The organism is Pseudoalteromonas phenolica, assembly GCF_001444405.1.
In the GTDB taxonomy this organism is placed as follows: Bacteria; Pseudomonadota; Gammaproteobacteria; order Enterobacterales; family Alteromonadaceae; genus Pseudoalteromonas; species Pseudoalteromonas phenolica.
The window spans coordinates 2,576,212-2,592,752 of the sequence record NZ_CP013187.1; the positions used below are offsets into that span (position 1 = coordinate 2,576,212).

Consider the following 16,541-nt stretch of genomic DNA (forward strand, 5'->3'; position numbering starts at 1 on the left):
TGTGTACACTTTGAGGTAAAAATGCAATTTAAACTTTCTAAACTGGCTTTGTCTGTATTTCTATTTGCCCCCCTTTCTTCATATGCTGGCGAGCATGAAGAACATGAGCACGACCATCATGGTCATGAAAAAAAAGCCATAGAAAAAATTCAGGTCACTGCATCAAGACTAGGTCGCATAGTTACAGAGTCGGCAACTCGTACCGAAGTCATTATTGGTGAAGAAGTTCAAGAAAAGGCGTTAATGCGCCCTGGTAATATTTCTATGCTCGTTGCTGAAACCGGTGGTGTACGAGTACAAAATACCTCTCCAGCACTGGGCAGTGCTAACATTCGCTTACAAGGTTTATATGGTCGTTATACTCAGTTACTGAGTGATGGCCTGCCACTGTATGGCGGACAAACCGCTTCTATCGGATTGCTGCAGATCCCCCCCACCGACTTAGCCAGTGTTGAGATTATCAAAGGTTCAGCCTCATCTATGTATGGCGGCTCTGCACTGGGTGGTGTGATTAACCTGATCTCTCGTACGCCTTCGGATGAATTCGAGGGCGAAGTATTACTGAATGCCACATCAAAAAATGGTCAAGATGTCACCGCTTATTTGGCCGCACCAGTTTCTGACTCAATGGGCGCTTCAATTACCGCTGGTGCACACCATCAAGAAGAACAAGACTTAGACGATGATGGCTGGCTCGATATGGCCTATTACGAAAGGGCTACAGTGCGACCACGAATATATTGGTCAGGTGAAAATGGCGCTAATTTATATATGACCATGGGCGCCATGAAAGAGCACAGAAATGGAGGTACCGTTGAAGGAGCACTTATGCCAGACGGTCAACCATTTGCGCAAAATCAGGACTCATTACGTCTCGATGGCGGTTTGATATTCGAACAACCTTTAAATGATACTCTGAACTTAAATGTCCGTGGTTCATTGATGCAACAAGAGCATGAACACCAATATGGACGTGTAATAGAAGATGACAAACATAACAGCTACTTAGTTGAATCTTCAGTCACAGGCTTCACCAACAAGACAGCCTGGATCGTAGGTCTTGCATATCAACAAGAGCAATTCGAGTCAGAACAGTACTATGAATTCGATTATGAATTCGAAGTGCCCGGCTTATTCTCACAGCTTGATTATGATGCGACTGACGAATTGGCGTTGTCTCTAAGCGCCAGAACAGATTGGCACAGCGAATATGGTACTCAATTTAGCCCGAGAGTCTCAGCATTATATAAACCAGAAAATTGGTCCGTGCGTGGCTCTTTCGGTAAAGGTTACTATGCGCCAACACCTTTCATCGAGGACATTGAAGACGCAGGTCTGTCACGATTAGCACCACTAGACAACCTAGAAGAAGAAACAGCCACCACCGCGTCTGTGGATTTTAGCTATACCGTCGATAGCATTGAAACAAGCCTGACACTGTTTGCGTCTGACATAGATAATGTCACTGAATTAGAAGAAATGAACTGTATCGGCTGTGACAAAACAGTACGCATTGTCAACGCAGCTGGCCAAAGTGAAATTAGAGGTGCCGAACTCCTCCTTCGTTTCCGTTGGCATGATATTAAATTCACTACCAGCTATTTATACACAGATGCGAGTACACAAGATGATACAACCGGTTCAATCTCACCTATCGCGCTGACACCCAGACATTCTGCGGGCGCAGTGATCATGTGGGAAGAACATGGTAGTCATCTACTCGGTTTTGAAGCTTACTACACTGGCACGCAACAACTCGAAAACAACCCATATCGAACTCAAAGTGATGCCTACTGGCACTTGGGGCTATTAGGACAGATTACATTTGGCAATGTAAGCTGGTTTGTAAATGCTGAGAACCTGCTGAATGTTCGTCAAACAAAAGACGACCCGCTGGTTTTACCTGAACAATCAGCAAGTGGACGCTGGACAACCGATATTTGGTCTCGAAATGATGGCTTTACCGTCAATGCCGGTGTACGAATTCAATTTGGGCATTAATACCAATTTTCACTAATGCTTAATCAAAAGGCTTAGTCAAAAGTCTAGGTAACGCATTACTCGATATAAAGTCAATTCGGGTAATGCGTTCATTTGTACCATGCAAACATGGTTGAGTATCGATTCAAAATTTTAACGTCTAACTGCTCATCAGCAGCACTATCAGCTAACCCATAACACACATGCAATGGCATCAAATGCTCTTCTCGAGGATGACAAAAACTTGCATGAGGTGCACTTGCCCAATCTAAGAGTTGGCTTGCTCGCATACTTTCATCAAGTGCTTTATTACTTACTGTGTCTCTGAGCCAAGTCTCAAATGCCAGATTTTTTTCATCAACTTCTCTGTCACCTTGCGAAAAAAAAGCACGCATATTATGAAAAGAGAACCCAGAACCAATCACTAGTAAATTGTCATACTCTAGTGACTGTATGGCTTTACCAATATTGAGGTGTAAGCTCGGCTCTAAACTTTTCGCCAATGATAGCTGCACACAGGGTATATCAGCCTCAGGGAACATGATTTTCAATGGGATAAACATACCATGGTCAAAGCTGCGCTGCGCATCGAGTTGATGTTCAATGCCCGCTTGCGCTAACGCTGTTGCCACTTGAGATGCTAACTTAGGCGAACCAGCACATGGATACTGAATGTTATATGCCGCTTCAGGAAAACCATAATAGTCATAAATGAGCTCTGGTAACTCTGAAGAGGTAATTGTCGGCACAGCCTCTTCCCAGTGGGCGCTTATCAACAAAATAGCACTTGGCTTTTCAATACTTTTTGCCAATTTCTCTAGTGCATTTACCATTTCTGTATGGCTGGCGTCACCCAATAAAGGCATCGGACCCCCGCCGTGAGAGATAAAAAATACATTGTGTTTTGTCGTCATAGCACACCACCGAGATTAATAACTAAGCATTTAAAGTAAAGTGCGTCTTACTTTCGAATACCTTCAACGTGCAAGTCGAGCATCACGGTTGTTGGACCTAGCACTTCTTTCATACCATAGTCTGCTAAACGAATTTCAGTGGTACCTGAGAAACCAGCTCGGTAACCGCCCCAAGGATCTTTACCTTCACCAATTTTTTGCGCATCAATGACAATATTCTTAGTCGTTCCATGCAGTGTGAATGCGCCCTTCACTTCTAGTTTGCCATTACCTTTATCGATAATTTTGCTGCTTACAAATTTCGCAGTTGGGAATTTCCCAACATTTAAAAAGTCACCACCTCGAAGATGCTTATCACGCTCTGCATGATTTGAATCGATACTCGTAGTATCAATATTCACTTCAATTTGTGCGTTGTCATAACTTTTACCATCGTAGTTAAAAGAACCTTCAAATGTGTTAAAACGACCCGTTAACCAAGACACACCTAAATGCGATGTTTTAAAGTTAATAAAGGCATGTGCTCCTTTGGTATCAATCACGTATTCAGCAGCACTTGCCGTTGTTGATAACGCGCCCAGAAATGCTGCAGTTAAAATAAGCTTTTTCATTGTAATCTCCTGTTTAGAAGCCAAAATATTTAATAAGTGAAGATGAATGCGCCTGCTTGTTTTTAAAACACTTACCTTTGTGAAGCGTCTTAAAGCATGCGCTTTAATGTATTGTCTTTATCTATGAAATGATGTTTCAGTGCAGCTAATGCGTGTAATAGAACTAACCCCATCAAACCATAAGCACTGTATTTATGAATGAGCCCTGCAGTGTCGGCTTGTTGTGAAAAAAGCTCCCCAAAGCTTGGCAACACAAACCAGTTAAACACTTCAATACCGCGACCATCTGCTGTCGAGATTAAGTAGCCACTGACACAAATCACAACGATCAGCAGGTATAAAACGGTATGCGCAGCTTTTGCCATGAATTGCTCAAATGCATTACCCACAGCATCTGGACTCATGTTATTTGCCTTCCAACATAGCCTTGCAAGGGTCAATAGCAGTAAAAGTACACCGACACTTTTATGAATAAATGGCGCGGTTTTGTACCAATCACTGTAATAATTCAGCTCTACCATCCACCAGCCGGACGCAAACATGCCTATGACGACCACTGCTGACACCCAGTGCAGACTTTTCGCCACCCAGCCATAGTTCTGTGTTGTGTTTTTCATAAAAACCTCATTCGTTTGTTAACTTAATCAACAAACCTCTCTTTCAATGCTCGCTATATTACTATTACGATTTTTTATGATTAAGTAGAGCTATGTTGTATTATTTACAACATTACGTTGATAGTAGGTTGTTAATTGAGGGTTGTGGTAATGATTAAAATTGAATTGCTCAAAGTGTTTTTAAGCGTTGCTGATGAAGGCAGTTTTACCAAAGCGGCTGAAAAATTAGAAATGTCGAATCAACTGGTAAGCAAATATATTTCGCAGCTTGAAACACATCTAAATGCCCGCCTGTTCAATCGCACGACCCGTAAAGTGAGCCTCACGGAAGCGGGCGAAAAATGCCGCCAACACGCGAAACAAATACTAGAAAATGTAGATAACTTAGAAGCACAATTTGGTGAGTTGCAAACAACGATCACAGGTACTTTGAATATCAGTGCACCCGTTTCATTTTCGACATTACATCTATCGAAGTTCATCAGTGTATTTAGAAAAAAGTACCCTGAAATAGAGCTCAACATTCAGCTTAACGACCGTAAAGTCGATGTGATCGAAGAAGGTTTTGACGTTGCGCTACGAATTGGTCAATTGCAAAGCTCTTCTTTGGTTGCAAAAAAAATCGCGCCTGTACGTTTGGTCTTATGCGCTTCTCCTGAATACTTAATACATAATGGCACGCCTTCGCACCCGAGAGAGCTCAACCCTAAGCACTTTTTGCATTACAGTTATTCTAGTTATGACAAAACCGACAACCTACTGTTGAACACCCTAAAATCAATAAGCCAAAATAAACACCCCACTATTATCTCGAATAACGGTGAGCTGCTGATGGCCGCCGCCATCGCGGGAGAAGGCTATTTGGTGCAGCCCACATTCATTGCAGGTCATGCGCTCAGAAAAGGAGATTTGCAAATATTCTTAGAAGACTATGAACCTGAGCCCATTGCGTTATATGCGGTTTATCCGCACCGTAAACTGCTCTCTTCAAAAGTAAGGGTCTTTATTGACGAACTCAGTGAGTTTTTTGGTGAAAAACCTTATTGGGACGAGTTTTAAAACATTAATGCACTTAGCTGCTTGCTAAGTGCATTTTTGCAATACTTCTTTGATAAACGGCCACTTTTCTCTTGTGTAACTTTCTCTGTCTTCATGGTGAGCTTCTGCGAGTTTAAACTTTAACGCTTGGTAGGCTTTTGCGATGTCAGGGTTATTTCGCAAACTATCTCGAAATTGAATACGCTCTTTCCAAAGAGGGCTTTGAAATGGGATCAAATGTAAGTGATGAGTGCGCACTTCGGGCGTAGGTTTGCAAAACCAATGCATCACATCAGCTTTATAAGGGTAATAGCAATAACCAGATTGCTCTAATTCTTTTATCGCCGGCTGCGAAGCATCTAAGGATTTTACCCCAACCATAATATCAATAATGGGTTTAGCCGCTAACCCTTCAACAGACGTGCTACCAACATGCTCTATTGCGCCATGTAGCCAAGGTGAAATAACTGATTGTAACAACGCTTTTTCTGCTTCAAACATCTCGAACCAGTGTGGACTAAACTCAACTATCTCTATCTTTGCATCAGCCATCTATATTCTTAATCATATTCTGTTGTAACACTAACTTACTTAATCTTGGCTTGCTTCAAACATAAGCTTCAACCATCTTATGTCTTCAGGTCCAAGCTCTGCTTGTTTATGTAAATGTGGTGCCGTCACAACCTCTTTGTAAACGTGCGTAATGGCAACTTGAGTGAGCTCACGCCAATGCTCATTTTTTAAAGCTGGGATCGATAAGGTCGATAAATCAAAATCTAAAAGAGGATCATGCTCACTTTCAGTTGTCTCAAGCGCAAGTTCCAGCTCTTGCAAAATAGGGTTAATAACTTGTATTGCACTCGATTCTTCAAATTGTTTAATCACATTCTTTTGCGCTTCTTCAATCTCTTTATTGAGTTGATAAGCCGATAATTTTTCACCCGTTACACGTAATCCATATTTGCTTAGCAGCCCTGTCACGCTAGGTAGCATTGCTTTGGCAGCAATACCAGCGCCAACAAGTGGATTCACTAAAGCAGCAAGCCCACCAACCAATAACATGCCATAAGTTAGCTTTTTGTCTAACGCATCAATTTCATTTGCAAGAGACTCTAAGGAATGCGGCGTTTCTAAGCTGCGCTCTCGAACAATATCACCTACACTGCTTAACATATATTCGCGTAACTGATGCTCTGCATGTTCATTTGGAAAGTGAAATACCCGCCTTTTTGGTAAATTATTCACTTCAGGCACACCCTTCGGTAAGCATCTCATGGTGTGAAGTGCAAACTGATGCTCTGACAATTTAAATGGAATAACAAAATAGTGCTTTTCGTCGTAATCAATATGAACATCACTGTCTGTTCTTTCTAATGAGACCCAAATCGGCAGACCATTAATTTTGTCTTTAACTATCGAAAAACCTGAAGCTATGTCATCTGAAATTTTTGCAGAGGCGGACTTTAGCGTTTCTAACCCTTTATTTAAAACATCTTTCATGCTGTTATTATTCTTACTGTTGGGTTCGTTAAATTGAACAGAAAACCTCAAAACACAATAGATTTATTTCATTGTAATTGAAATACATAAAAGAAAGCCTGCGCATAATTACATATGGTAAATGCAAAGCCCAATTCAAATGACTTTTAGAGGCTCTACCAACTTGCTCACACATAAATTAAGCATTATAAAGGTCATCTCACTTGCGAAAAAAGGATAACCCGTGGCTACTTTTAAATTCTTAAAATTCACCTTTTGTGATCAAAGCTACCAGTTACGCCACTCAGGTAAACCCATTAATATCCGACCTAAGACTGCACAAGCAATAGAGCTGTTTGTTAATAACCCTCAGACTCTAATCACCAAAGATGAATTGCACACTGCTTTATGGGGCACTCCACAACACCAAGATTATCGCCTTTTTCAGGTGATCAGTGAAATACGCAAGCTTGCGCCCAATAATGACCTTATTCGCACTCAGCCAAACCGCGGCTATTACTGGCTAGCTCCTACTGACAAATTAGCAGTAAAAAAGTCAAATAAAGTGACACACTATGCCATTGCTGCATGCTTAGCCATTAGTTGTACCACTGCAACAAGCTTATTAATTAAAGAAAACAATACGTTTGAGCCTGCTTTACCACTCACTTTTAGCAGCTATACAAATGCAGTAGATGCTTATCGTTCACAAGACTATGCGACAGCTCAAAAATGGCTGGAATTCAGCCTAAAAGAAAACCCATATTCTCATGAAGCCAAGCTGCTATTGGCTGAAATAAAATTCAGTCAACAACAGCTAGCCCATGCTAAGCAATTAGCACATGAACTCGTGCTGGAAAATGAATCACAAAGCTATTATCGAGGACAAGCGTTTTCGTTGTTGAGTAGGATCGCCGCAATTCAGAATAACTTTAATGATGCGCTAGATTTTGCAATTCAAGGCAAAGAGTCCGCAGAAGCTGGTTTTGCAAGCTGCAGTGCACACATGTTCGAACAGCAAATCGCAGCCTTAGTCAATAAACAACAAGATACACCACTTAACTCAAAAGCACGTCTGCAAATCGACAGTGAACAGGCACTTTCAAATAGCTCAGAAAACACAATAGAAAAAAGCGAACATGCGCAACTTTGTAAAGAACTAAGAGACTCTGTGACGTCAAAACGAGAGTGTGAAAATGTTGAATATACAGCCCAATTAATAGGCTTTAGACAATTCGCAACCTAGATATAAGTTAATGATAATAAAGCTAATATATATAATTATAGAAACTTAGAGGCATTTATACTGACATAAAATGCGCAGCTCACTTTATAAAGGTATTCACTTATCTAACCTTGTGAGCAGCCAATGAAAGCATTTAATAAATTATCAATCTTAGCAATTGCCACTTTATCCTTTATCAGCCCTAACGCCCTATCTGAAGAGGTACTTGCTAATCAATCATCAAGTTATTCAAACTCAGTTCTAAGTGCAAAACTACATCGGTTGCTTGGTCCTAAGGCAAGCTTTGAAATCACATCATTTAATGACTATTTCGAGCGCGTCACAATCGACAATCAAATCTTACTTGCTAGCAAAGATGGGCAGCATTTGTTTTGGGGTAAAGTGATCGACACCTCTACAAGCGAAGACCTAATTGAACAAGCAAACCAACAACATAGACAAACATTATTCAAATCTATTCCTCGAGAGAAACTACTCACTTACTCAGCAAAAGAAGAACGACATCAAATAACTATTTTTACCGATATTGACTGCCCATTTTGCAGAAAACTCCACACTCAAATAAAAGACTTAAACCAACTAGGTATCAGTGTCGATTATGTCATGTTGCCGAGAGGAAATGCTGGTAGCAAAGCATTCAATAAAACCGTAAATGCGCTTTGCGCCACAAATCCGCAAGCCGCGATGGACTCTGCAATGCATAGGGGATATTTTGAGACGAACAATCAAGCCACTTCAGAATGCATAAACAACCTCAACATTCAAAAAGCTTTGGCACAAAAATTTGGTTTTAGTGCTACCCCTACTATTTTATTTGCCAATGGAGAAACAGTACCTGGCTTTATAAGTACAGAAGATATTTCGAAAATCATTCAGAAAATAGAACCTACTTAAAAGGATCACTATATTTAAGGTAAAGTACTGAATAGAGAGTTATGAAAACTATGCTTGCTTTGACAAATTGGGCCATTCGAATGAATGACTAATTCTCATAGCAGAACATCAACAAGGGTAAACAACGATTTATTTTCTCGATTTAAGTGAGCCTTACTTTCTTAAATAAGGTGCTACTGCATGGTCATTCAAATTCATATTTTACTCACCTCATGAAAGCATAAGAAAAGACGAAAGCGGTTAGTGTTAACTCGCTTTCATCTACTAGGCATTGAAGTTGTACATTTTACTCAATTATTTAGCTGCAACGTGAATGTCGCCCGTGACGCTTGTTTCAATTAAATCAATATAGATTTGTGCAATCTCTGCCGCAGGTGTGCCTTGCTCTGAGTCCATGCCCATAGAATCCATTGTTTCTTTTACCCAACCTGGAGATACCGCATTAAAACGCACATTTTCCACTTCCAAACTGGCCGCTTTCAAGGCAGATTCAACTGCAGCATTAACCGCTGATACGATAGAACTACTAGGGAAAGGATGTTGAGCTAAGACTCCTGTGGTCAAAATAATCGCGCCACCATCATTAACGTATTCAGTACCAAAACGCAGGGTATTAATTTGTCCCATCATTTTATTTTCGATACCAAACTGCCAATCGCTATCTGACGCTTTTGACCATGGGATAAAGTTAACCATTCCAGCTGTACAAACAATGGCATCGACTTTACCCACTTTTTTAAACAAAGCTTTTAATGATTCTGGCTTAGATAAATCAACTAGGTATTGAGCATCATTGAGTGAAGCACCAATAATCTGAGCTTTGCCTTCCAATTTGCTGATAACCTTACTGCCTAATAAGCCTGTAGAACCTAAGACGAGTACTTTTTTCATGATATGTCTCCGTATTATTTACATCTTGGCAATTTGAGTACCAGTGTGAATGAGCGCTTGCATTTCTTTTGTGTGATAGCTGTAAGGAGATAGCTGCTCAGGTTCACTGGCAGTATCGAGTTTGATAACGTGTTCGGAAGTTAAATCGAACTCTAGTGCTTTTAAATTATCTTCAAGTTGAGAAAGCTTACGAGCACCGATAATTGCTGAAGTAACACCTCGATGCTTTAGCATCCAATTAAGCGCGACCTGTGATGGTGTTTGTTCTAGCTCATTGGCGACTTCGATTAATGTTTTTACGATCTTAATATTCTTCTCTGTGGCCAGATTTGCAACACTAGGGTCCGTTGCCCAAGAATCTGTAAGACGGCCTTTGCCAACAAGTTGCCCATCTTCGTCAACACGATATTTTCCTGTTAATAGGCCATTAGCGAGAGGACTCCAAGCAGTAAAGCCAATATTTAACTGCTCACACATCGGCAAATGTTCATAGTCCGAATGTCTAGCCGCTAAACTGTATTGGTTTTGAATGGCTGCCACAGGGTTACGGAAACTCTGCTGTGCTAACATTTGTAATTTAGTGGTATACCAAGATGGAAAGTTAGACAAACCATAGTGTCTAATCTTGCCTTGTTGAATTAAGGTTTCAAATGTTGAAATGACTTCTTCTACGGGCGTGAACATGTCCCACTGATGGAGAAAATATAAATCAATGTAGTCTGTCTTTAAGCGTTTTAACGACGCTTCCACGGCTTTAATAATATGTTTGCGACCATTACCACCACCATTTGGATCGTTTTCAAACTGGTTTTGTGTGCCTTTTGTTGAAATCACCAAACGGTCTCGGTTCTTGGCATTTTGCATGAATTCACCAAGCCACTGCTCACTCTGGCCTGCTTGATAAATATCTGATGTATCGAAAAAGTTGCCACCCGCATTAATATAATGCTGGAATATCGACTCAGCTTGCTCTTTACCACTAGACCAAGCCTCTCCCCATGCGTCTCCAAATGTGCCTGCACCATATGCAATTGGAGAAACTTTTAACCCTGTATTACCCAGAGTTCTGTATGTCGTCAAAGATGTAATTCTTGAGTCGTGACCATCTGATTTCACAAATGGTAAATCTTCACTTAATGCTGCCATTATGTACTCCTCTATAAATTATTGAATATATGCACTTTAGCTACGGACTAGATGTCCACCGTCTACGTCTAGTACTGTGCCCGTCATAAAGTCGTTTGAGATTATTGAGGCAACGGCAAGCGCAATTTCATTTGCATGACCGACACGGCCTACTGGGAGACTTTCACCAACATGGTTCAACATCTGTACTCTGTCAGCTTCAGGCATTAGAGCGTAGGCTTCGGTGTCTACCATGCCAGGTGAAATACAGTTCACTCTAGCTCGGCCTGAAAGCTCTAGTGCTAATCCCTTTGTGATTGCTTCTACAGCCGCATTAACTGCACCCAATGCTGTAGCACCAATTGATGAGCGTCGACTTAACACACCTGAGAAAAAAGTAATGGACGCATTTGGATTTAAAAAGGGCAAGACTTCTCGAGCAGTAACATAAGGGCCAATAAATTTAGCCTCTAACATTGAGCGTAAATCATCAGTCGCTAAATCAGAAAAAGCGCCATGAGCAACAGAAGAAGACGAAATAACTAAATGATCAACTTGACCCAAAGCTTTCGCCCATTGCTTTACTTTCTCTTCATTTGTTGTGTCTAACTCAGCAAAGTCGATTTCAGTGCCTTGAGCCGCAGCTTCGAGCTTTGCACCATTACGGCTAGCAATAGTGACTTTAGCGCCTAACTTTGCCAATAAATGCGCACTTGCTTTACCCATGCCACTGCTACCACCAACAATGACAATATGTTTATCTTTAATGTTTTTCGTTAATAGGTCAGACATATCAATTCCTCAATAATTGCTATGCTGTAAATGTAATGAAGCGTGTTATATATTAGAAATGGATTATTTGGACTTACAACATTGATATGATCAATATTAATTCTTTAGACTTAAATCTACTTAAGGTATTTCATGCGATATATAAATTTCGCAATGTCACCAAAGCGGCTAATAACATTGGCTTAGCGCAGTCATCGATGAGTAACGCTTTGAGCCGCCTGCGGGCTCAATTTAACGATCCTTTATTTCAAAGAAGCGCTGGTGGTGTTATTCCCACAGAAAAAGCTGATGAATTAGCACCTCAGATACAAGAGGTTTTAGCCCATATAACTTTAATGATTGAGCCAAAGAGCTTCGATCCAGTGACCGCAAACGATCATTTAGTAATTGCAGCTTCCGATCTGGCAATCGCTACACTCGCTCCCATCTTAGTGCCAGCTCTTAGAAAAAAGGCACCTAAAATTAAACTGAATTTTGTGCCATTAGATAAAACAAATGTTTTTGAAAAGCTGGATGATGGTAGCTACGATATAGCAATCGGTACTTTCAAAGAGTTACCAGCACGTTACAACCGAAAGCTCCTTAAAAAAGAGAAGTTTGTTTGTATAGCAAGCTCGCAACACTCAAAACTAAATAACAAACTATCGCTGAAAGAGTTTACTGAAAAACATCATGTGTTAATGACATTGAAGGCCGACCAAGTGGGTGTAATTGATAACGAGCTGAAAAAGCTTGGACACACTCGTACAATTGCCATGACGTGTGCACACTTTTTGCCTTTAGTGGAAGTTGTTGCTAACTCAGACCTTATCGCCACGGTGCCAGAGGCGCTAGCTCAAATAGCTATAAGGGCTGGATGCGATATCTACCCATTACCCATAACTATGTCTAATTGGGACACAGAGCTCGTGGTAACGCAAAAATTTAATACCTCAAATTTGGGAAAATTTATGATTAAATTAATGCTTGAGCAAAACTATGAGATAGACTCTGTGGAGTAAATAGCATTTTACCTTATTCTAAAAGGTCATTATTTTGCATGTTTTATGGGGCTCACACAGAGAAAAGTAAACGCTCTGAAAGTACTGAGCTGCCTTCAGGGTATGATAGAAATAACAAGAAAGAGCCGACCTAAATTAGTCGAAATTACGCTTCTAAATTGTAATATCTACTTTCTTTTGTGCATTTAGCAATGAAAAAGCTTTTTCTTTGTAGGTATTCAAACTCTCATCAGATGTAAATTTCTCAAAAGTATCAATTAGCTTTTTCGAATGTGTCGACCTAGTTTGATAGGTATCGCGTTCAGGGTGAGCTATTGCCGATTTTTCTAATTTATCTGATCTTTCATTAAAGTACTCTAAAAGGTTAATCTTTTCATTTGGGTCTACATCCCCTTCACCATAAGAAAGAATTTCTAGTGTTATCATTAAATCGAGCATATCAGATCTTTGCTCTGAGATTATCTGGTTTCCAGACTTCCCATATCTAACCTCTTCTTTATCAGTAAACTCTTGCGAGTATTCCCTATCAAGTTCGTTAAATTTCTTTACAAGATCATAAAGTTCATTAATGCTCATTTCAGAAAAGTTATGACCATTTTCACTGAAAAGATCTTTATACTTGACTTCTTCAATCACAGAAAGGTCAAATGCTCCATATTCACCAGCAACTGAACTTAAAGCCTTTGATTCGATACCCTGACCCTTTTGGTTAGTATCTAAATGACTGTTTCTTTCATTTGCGCTTTTTTTACCGAAATGACCTTCAACATTAGGTGAGTTAATACCGAGCGAGTTGTGTATTTTCATAGAATTCCATTCTCATCATACGACATGCTTAGTAATCGGCAAATATTGATAATCATATAGTTAAGATTTTGCAATGATGCTCTACAGCTTTCAATGTTCAACTACAATGCGTAGAAAAGCGGAACTGAGCCAAGCTTTATTAGTCCCGTTTGAAGAGGTTGTTAGGTATTAAATACCATTTCAAATTCGCTGCTATTTGAATCTCTAACAGTAAAACCTAGTCGGTCATAAAGTCGTTTTGCAGGATTACTTTTTAACACACTTAAGCCGACAGATGAATTATCTTTTAGCGCTTGTTCACACAGATTAACTATTAACTTTCTTCCAATACCTAAGCCTTGGTAATCAGGGTGTATCTGAATTTGATAGATGTACCATTGAGCATTATGGGCTGTGTAGCTTGCCTTAAATAAACCCGCCTCAACGCCATCTACAAGTATGATCTTGGCATCATGAAAGTTGTATTTGATGCGAAAAGTATGCTCTTTATCACTAATATCGAGGCCGTTCTGTAATAGATAATCGTCCATAGTTAAACGGCGTAATTGCAATAAATAATCAAAGTCACTTTCTTCTGCTTTACGAAACGTGTAATCCATAATAATACTCTACCTCCTTGCTAGATTAGATACCGAAATGCCCTATTAATGGGCTGATAAACGTTTAGCTAAATGTGCTGCAAAGCGGCACTGAATTAACTGTTACAAATTCGCCTTTAATGCCTGCTTATATAACTTTTAACGCATTTGCCCAATCTTTCCATGAAATACACCTGCCAGGGAATGCGACTTTAGCAAACGGCCAATCTTGCTGAAGCCAATTTGAAACTGTTTGGTAAAGAGTCTCATCCAAGCGAATACTATCATCCCTAACCCACAAATAGACTTCACAGTCATAGTTGCGTGATTGGCTTGGATCTATGTAAACAGAACCAAGACATTTATCTTTTGAGTTCGGAAATACTGAATAAGCGAATGCCTCTCGTAATTCAAACTCTCGTTTATGAATCTTCAAACTTTTTATGTTTTCTTCTAGAGTCATATCAATTTTAGGCCAATCAGACTCGGGGCCAAAAATACCCTGCAGTCTTTTTTGGCTAGACATCACAGCTTCAAAGTCTAATTCTGCAACTGAATCTTCTAGAACTCTAAAATGAAAGTATTCACTTTCAAAAAACGTTGGCGCTTCAAAAGATTCATGAATAAAAGGATTGGGCATATTCAGGGCTATCCATAGTTGTATAACGCCGCGCTTAGCTGCTGGAGGTCAGTTGCAGCGCCTTGTTAAATTTATCTTTGCTAAGGTGCTGGATAGCCAGGTAAATAGTAAGATTCCAATCATATCAGCAGTGTAATCATATATATCTAGTGTTCTCGTTGGCATAAAATGCTGACTTAATTCTTCTAAGGTAACAAAGACAACAACAGCAGCGGTACCCCAAAATACATTTACTTTACCTAGCTTGAATACCTTAAATTTACTCGCAAAATTAGCAAGCAAAGTAAGCATACCAAATAAGCCAAAATGCCCAACCTTATCTCCATACGGGATTAAACGTACAAGATCAAAGAAAATGCTTTGTTGCCCAGTATTAGCTAAATAGATAATCCAAATAATAAATAAAAAGAAGCAACTGGATAATGTTATTGTTAATTTATGCATAAATCTTTTCTGGGCTTATAAATGTTCTCTGGAACCATTTTCGTTAGAAGGTGATCTTTTAATGATTTGGAAATACAATAACATCTAAAATAAATAGAACTCTACCAGCAAATGTAGAATTCTTGTTCCCTCACATTAAAGCCTGAAGTTTTAACTCTTCGGTCACGGTAGCCCCATACCCGAGCAAAGCATAATAAGCATCATGAACCCCATATTTAGGAAGATAACCAAGATTTTTTGAACCTAAAAATTCAAACTAGCACCTTCCAAAAGTATCACTTCTAGTTCAGATAAAGTAAACGGCCAAGCTGGAGGATTACTGAATAAGTTCAAGAATGAAATTCTCAACTCGATACATTGGTCGATGACTTTGTGTTTCTAAGAATTTAGCGCTTTTCTAAGGGGCAATTAACAGCTGGCTAAACTTGCTCGAAGCGCCAAGCCACCTATTAATTGTCCCAGTGAGCATACGAACTTGAGTAATTTGTTAGCAGTATTATTGACCGAAGCACTAACCCTTAACTAATTTTTTTATAGCCTGTACTTCAACAAATTGATACGGACCAGAAATAATTGGCAAGCATAAATTTACAATGTGAAAAAAGTTAACACCTGAAAAAAGTACGGCTTGATTTGGATTTTTGGGATTAACACGAGCAAAAATTTGCTTTCTATTATTCAAGCGCTTCATAGTGATTTTATGCAATAAGAGTAATGGGCTATTTGAGTAGTTAAAAGCAAACTGTTTAGATATAAAATTTTCAGTTTCGTAACTATAAGAATACCAAATATCGACTTCGTAAAGCTTTACACCTTCTACTGCGGGAGATTCTTCAATGTTTGTGTAAGTCAGAGATACAGGAACCTTAACCCACGTAAAAACAAAAAGGCTACGAAGGATACCAACCACATTGAATATGATTGAACGAAGCAATAAATAACCTAAAAGGTACTTAACAAATATTTCCATATACTCAAATCTATAGATACTGCCAACGCTTGCCGTAAACGCCACAAAATAGCAGGCTAAACTAAGCGAAGAATGAGCGCAAGCCTGCTGTTTTGCGTCTTTAGGTTAAAGCGCTTTGTTAGAAGGAATCAGTCACCGGAGCCACCATCTGAATATGACCCTGCATCATAATCCCCAGTATTAAGCTCTGAGCCTGAGTCGCTCAACGAATCAAAGTAATCATTTATACATTTTGCTCTTGCTGCTTTAGCTAATTCGGAGCAAGCTGACGTTTTCTCTTCTCCGACGTCACCAGTTTCATCGGCTAAAGCCTCCGAGCTAATGTCTTTTCCAAGCAACCTTGCTACTTTGTTGAATCGTTCTGGATAGTTTTCTCGATCGATGTTTTCAAAAACATCCAAAAGGTCCTCATATGAATAACTATCGTAGTCAGGTTCAAATGACATTTTAAACTCCTTCTAATGCCGTGCTAAACGGTACGAAGTGCTTGGCTACAATTTGCGAGGAACAAACA

The 16,541-nt window shown here is 39.7% G+C and carries 19 protein-coding genes; 5 read left to right on the plus strand and 14 right to left on the minus strand.

Annotated features, from left to right (window positions below; translation table 11 throughout):
- The first annotated feature begins 21 nt into the window (after window positions 1–21).
- The gene (locus tag PP2015_RS11255; protein WP_058030436.1) at window positions 22–2,001 is read left to right on the plus strand and encodes a TonB-dependent receptor plug domain-containing protein; all 1,980 of its coding nucleotides are present in this window, start codon (window positions 22–24) and stop codon (window positions 1,999–2,001) included.
- A gap of 89 nt (window positions 2,002–2,090) precedes the next feature.
- On the opposite strand, the gene PP2015_RS11260 is transcribed toward PP2015_RS11255, so the two are convergent.
- The 3 genes from PP2015_RS11260 to PP2015_RS11270 all read right to left on the minus strand — a co-directional run bounded on the left by PP2015_RS11260 (window position 2,091) and on the right by PP2015_RS11270 (window position 4,122).
- Window positions 2,091–2,894: a DODA-type extradiol aromatic ring-opening family dioxygenase gene (locus tag PP2015_RS11260; RefSeq protein ID WP_058030437.1), complete on the minus strand. Its 804-nt coding sequence runs from the start codon at window positions 2,892–2,894 to the stop codon at window positions 2,091–2,093.
- Between the two features lie 47 nt (window positions 2,895–2,941).
- A complete protein-coding gene (locus PP2015_RS11265) occupies window positions 2,942–3,505 on the minus strand; it encodes a YceI family protein (protein ID WP_058030438.1) in 564 nt (187 codons plus the stop codon).
- Window positions 3,506–3,594: 89 nt separating this feature from the next.
- Complete coding sequence (locus tag PP2015_RS11270) at window positions 3,595–4,122, minus strand: cytochrome b (RefSeq protein ID WP_058030439.1); 528 nt, start codon at window positions 4,120–4,122, stop codon at window positions 3,595–3,597.
- Window positions 4,123–4,272: 150 nt separating this feature from the next.
- On the opposite strand from PP2015_RS11270, the gene PP2015_RS11275 reads away from it, so the two are divergent.
- Window positions 4,273–5,181 carry a LysR family transcriptional regulator gene (locus PP2015_RS11275; RefSeq protein WP_058030440.1) on the plus strand — a complete coding sequence of 303 codons (909 nt, stop codon included), beginning with the start codon at window positions 4,273–4,275 and terminating at the stop codon, window positions 5,179–5,181.
- A gap of 24 nt (window positions 5,182–5,205) precedes the next feature.
- Here the strand turns inward: PP2015_RS11275 and PP2015_RS11280 are convergent, their stop codons facing one another.
- A complete protein-coding gene (locus PP2015_RS11280) occupies window positions 5,206–5,712 on the minus strand; it encodes a GrpB family protein (RefSeq protein WP_083496575.1) in 507 nt (168 codons plus the stop codon).
- 39 nt (window positions 5,713–5,751) lie between these two features.
- Entirely contained in the window at window positions 5,752–6,660 is a 909-nt protein-coding gene (locus PP2015_RS22075; RefSeq protein ID WP_227009236.1) for a hypothetical protein, read from the minus strand.
- Window positions 6,661–6,883: 223 nt separating this feature from the next.
- Here PP2015_RS22075 and PP2015_RS11290 point away from each other — a divergent pair, with 223 nt between their 5' ends.
- A complete protein-coding gene (locus PP2015_RS11290; protein ID WP_058030441.1) occupies window positions 6,884–7,885 on the plus strand; it encodes a winged helix-turn-helix domain-containing protein in 1,002 nt (333 codons plus the stop codon).
- 123 nt (window positions 7,886–8,008) lie between these two features.
- Window positions 8,009–8,779: a DsbC family protein gene (locus tag PP2015_RS11295; protein WP_058030442.1), complete on the plus strand. Its 771-nt coding sequence runs from the start codon at window positions 8,009–8,011 to the stop codon at window positions 8,777–8,779.
- A 294-nt stretch (window positions 8,780–9,073) separates the two neighbouring features.
- Here the strand turns inward: PP2015_RS11295 and PP2015_RS11300 are convergent, their stop codons facing one another.
- The 3 genes from PP2015_RS11300 to PP2015_RS11310 are packed head-to-tail and all read right to left on the minus strand — an operon-like array spanning window position 9,074 to window position 11,587.
- Window positions 9,074–9,670 (minus strand): short chain dehydrogenase, encoded by a 597-nt coding sequence (locus tag PP2015_RS11300; RefSeq protein WP_058030443.1) that lies wholly within the window; start codon window positions 9,668–9,670, stop codon window positions 9,074–9,076.
- 18 nt (window positions 9,671–9,688) lie between these two features.
- Window positions 9,689–10,816, minus strand: coding sequence for an aldo/keto reductase (locus tag PP2015_RS11305; protein WP_083496576.1), 1,128 nt, complete (start codon window positions 10,814–10,816; stop codon window positions 9,689–9,691).
- Between the two features lie 36 nt (window positions 10,817–10,852).
- Window positions 10,853–11,587 (minus strand): SDR family oxidoreductase, encoded by a 735-nt coding sequence (locus PP2015_RS11310; protein ID WP_058030444.1) that lies wholly within the window; start codon window positions 11,585–11,587, stop codon window positions 10,853–10,855.
- A gap of 86 nt (window positions 11,588–11,673) precedes the next feature.
- Between PP2015_RS11310 and PP2015_RS11315 the strand changes: the two genes are divergently transcribed.
- Window positions 11,674–12,588: a LysR family transcriptional regulator gene (locus PP2015_RS11315; protein ID WP_058030445.1), complete on the plus strand. Its 915-nt coding sequence runs from the start codon at window positions 11,674–11,676 to the stop codon at window positions 12,586–12,588.
- A 153-nt stretch (window positions 12,589–12,741) separates the two neighbouring features.
- Here the strand turns inward: PP2015_RS11315 and PP2015_RS11320 are convergent, their stop codons facing one another.
- The 6 genes from PP2015_RS11320 to PP2015_RS11345 form a co-directional block, all read right to left on the minus strand.
- Window positions 12,742–13,395, minus strand: coding sequence for a hypothetical protein (locus tag PP2015_RS11320; protein ID WP_058030446.1), 654 nt, complete (start codon window positions 13,393–13,395; stop codon window positions 12,742–12,744).
- A 161-nt stretch (window positions 13,396–13,556) separates the two neighbouring features.
- Complete coding sequence (locus tag PP2015_RS11325) at window positions 13,557–13,994, minus strand: GNAT family N-acetyltransferase (protein WP_058030447.1); 438 nt, start codon at window positions 13,992–13,994, stop codon at window positions 13,557–13,559.
- 127 nt (window positions 13,995–14,121) lie between these two features.
- Window positions 14,122–14,613, minus strand: a complete 492-nt coding sequence (locus tag PP2015_RS11330) for a hypothetical protein (protein WP_058030448.1) — start codon at window positions 14,611–14,613, stop codon at window positions 14,122–14,124.
- Between the two features lie 48 nt (window positions 14,614–14,661).
- On the minus strand, window positions 14,662–15,057 hold the full coding sequence (locus PP2015_RS11335) for a VanZ family protein (RefSeq protein ID WP_058030449.1): 396 nt from the start codon (window positions 15,055–15,057) through the stop codon (window positions 14,662–14,664).
- A 511-nt stretch (window positions 15,058–15,568) separates the two neighbouring features.
- A complete protein-coding gene (locus tag PP2015_RS11340; RefSeq protein WP_058030450.1) occupies window positions 15,569–16,027 on the minus strand; it encodes a DUF3592 domain-containing protein in 459 nt (152 codons plus the stop codon).
- Between the two features lie 128 nt (window positions 16,028–16,155).
- Entirely contained in the window at window positions 16,156–16,473 is a 318-nt protein-coding gene (locus PP2015_RS11345) for a hypothetical protein (protein ID WP_058030451.1), read from the minus strand.
- Between the last annotated feature and the right edge of the window lie 68 nt (window positions 16,474–16,541).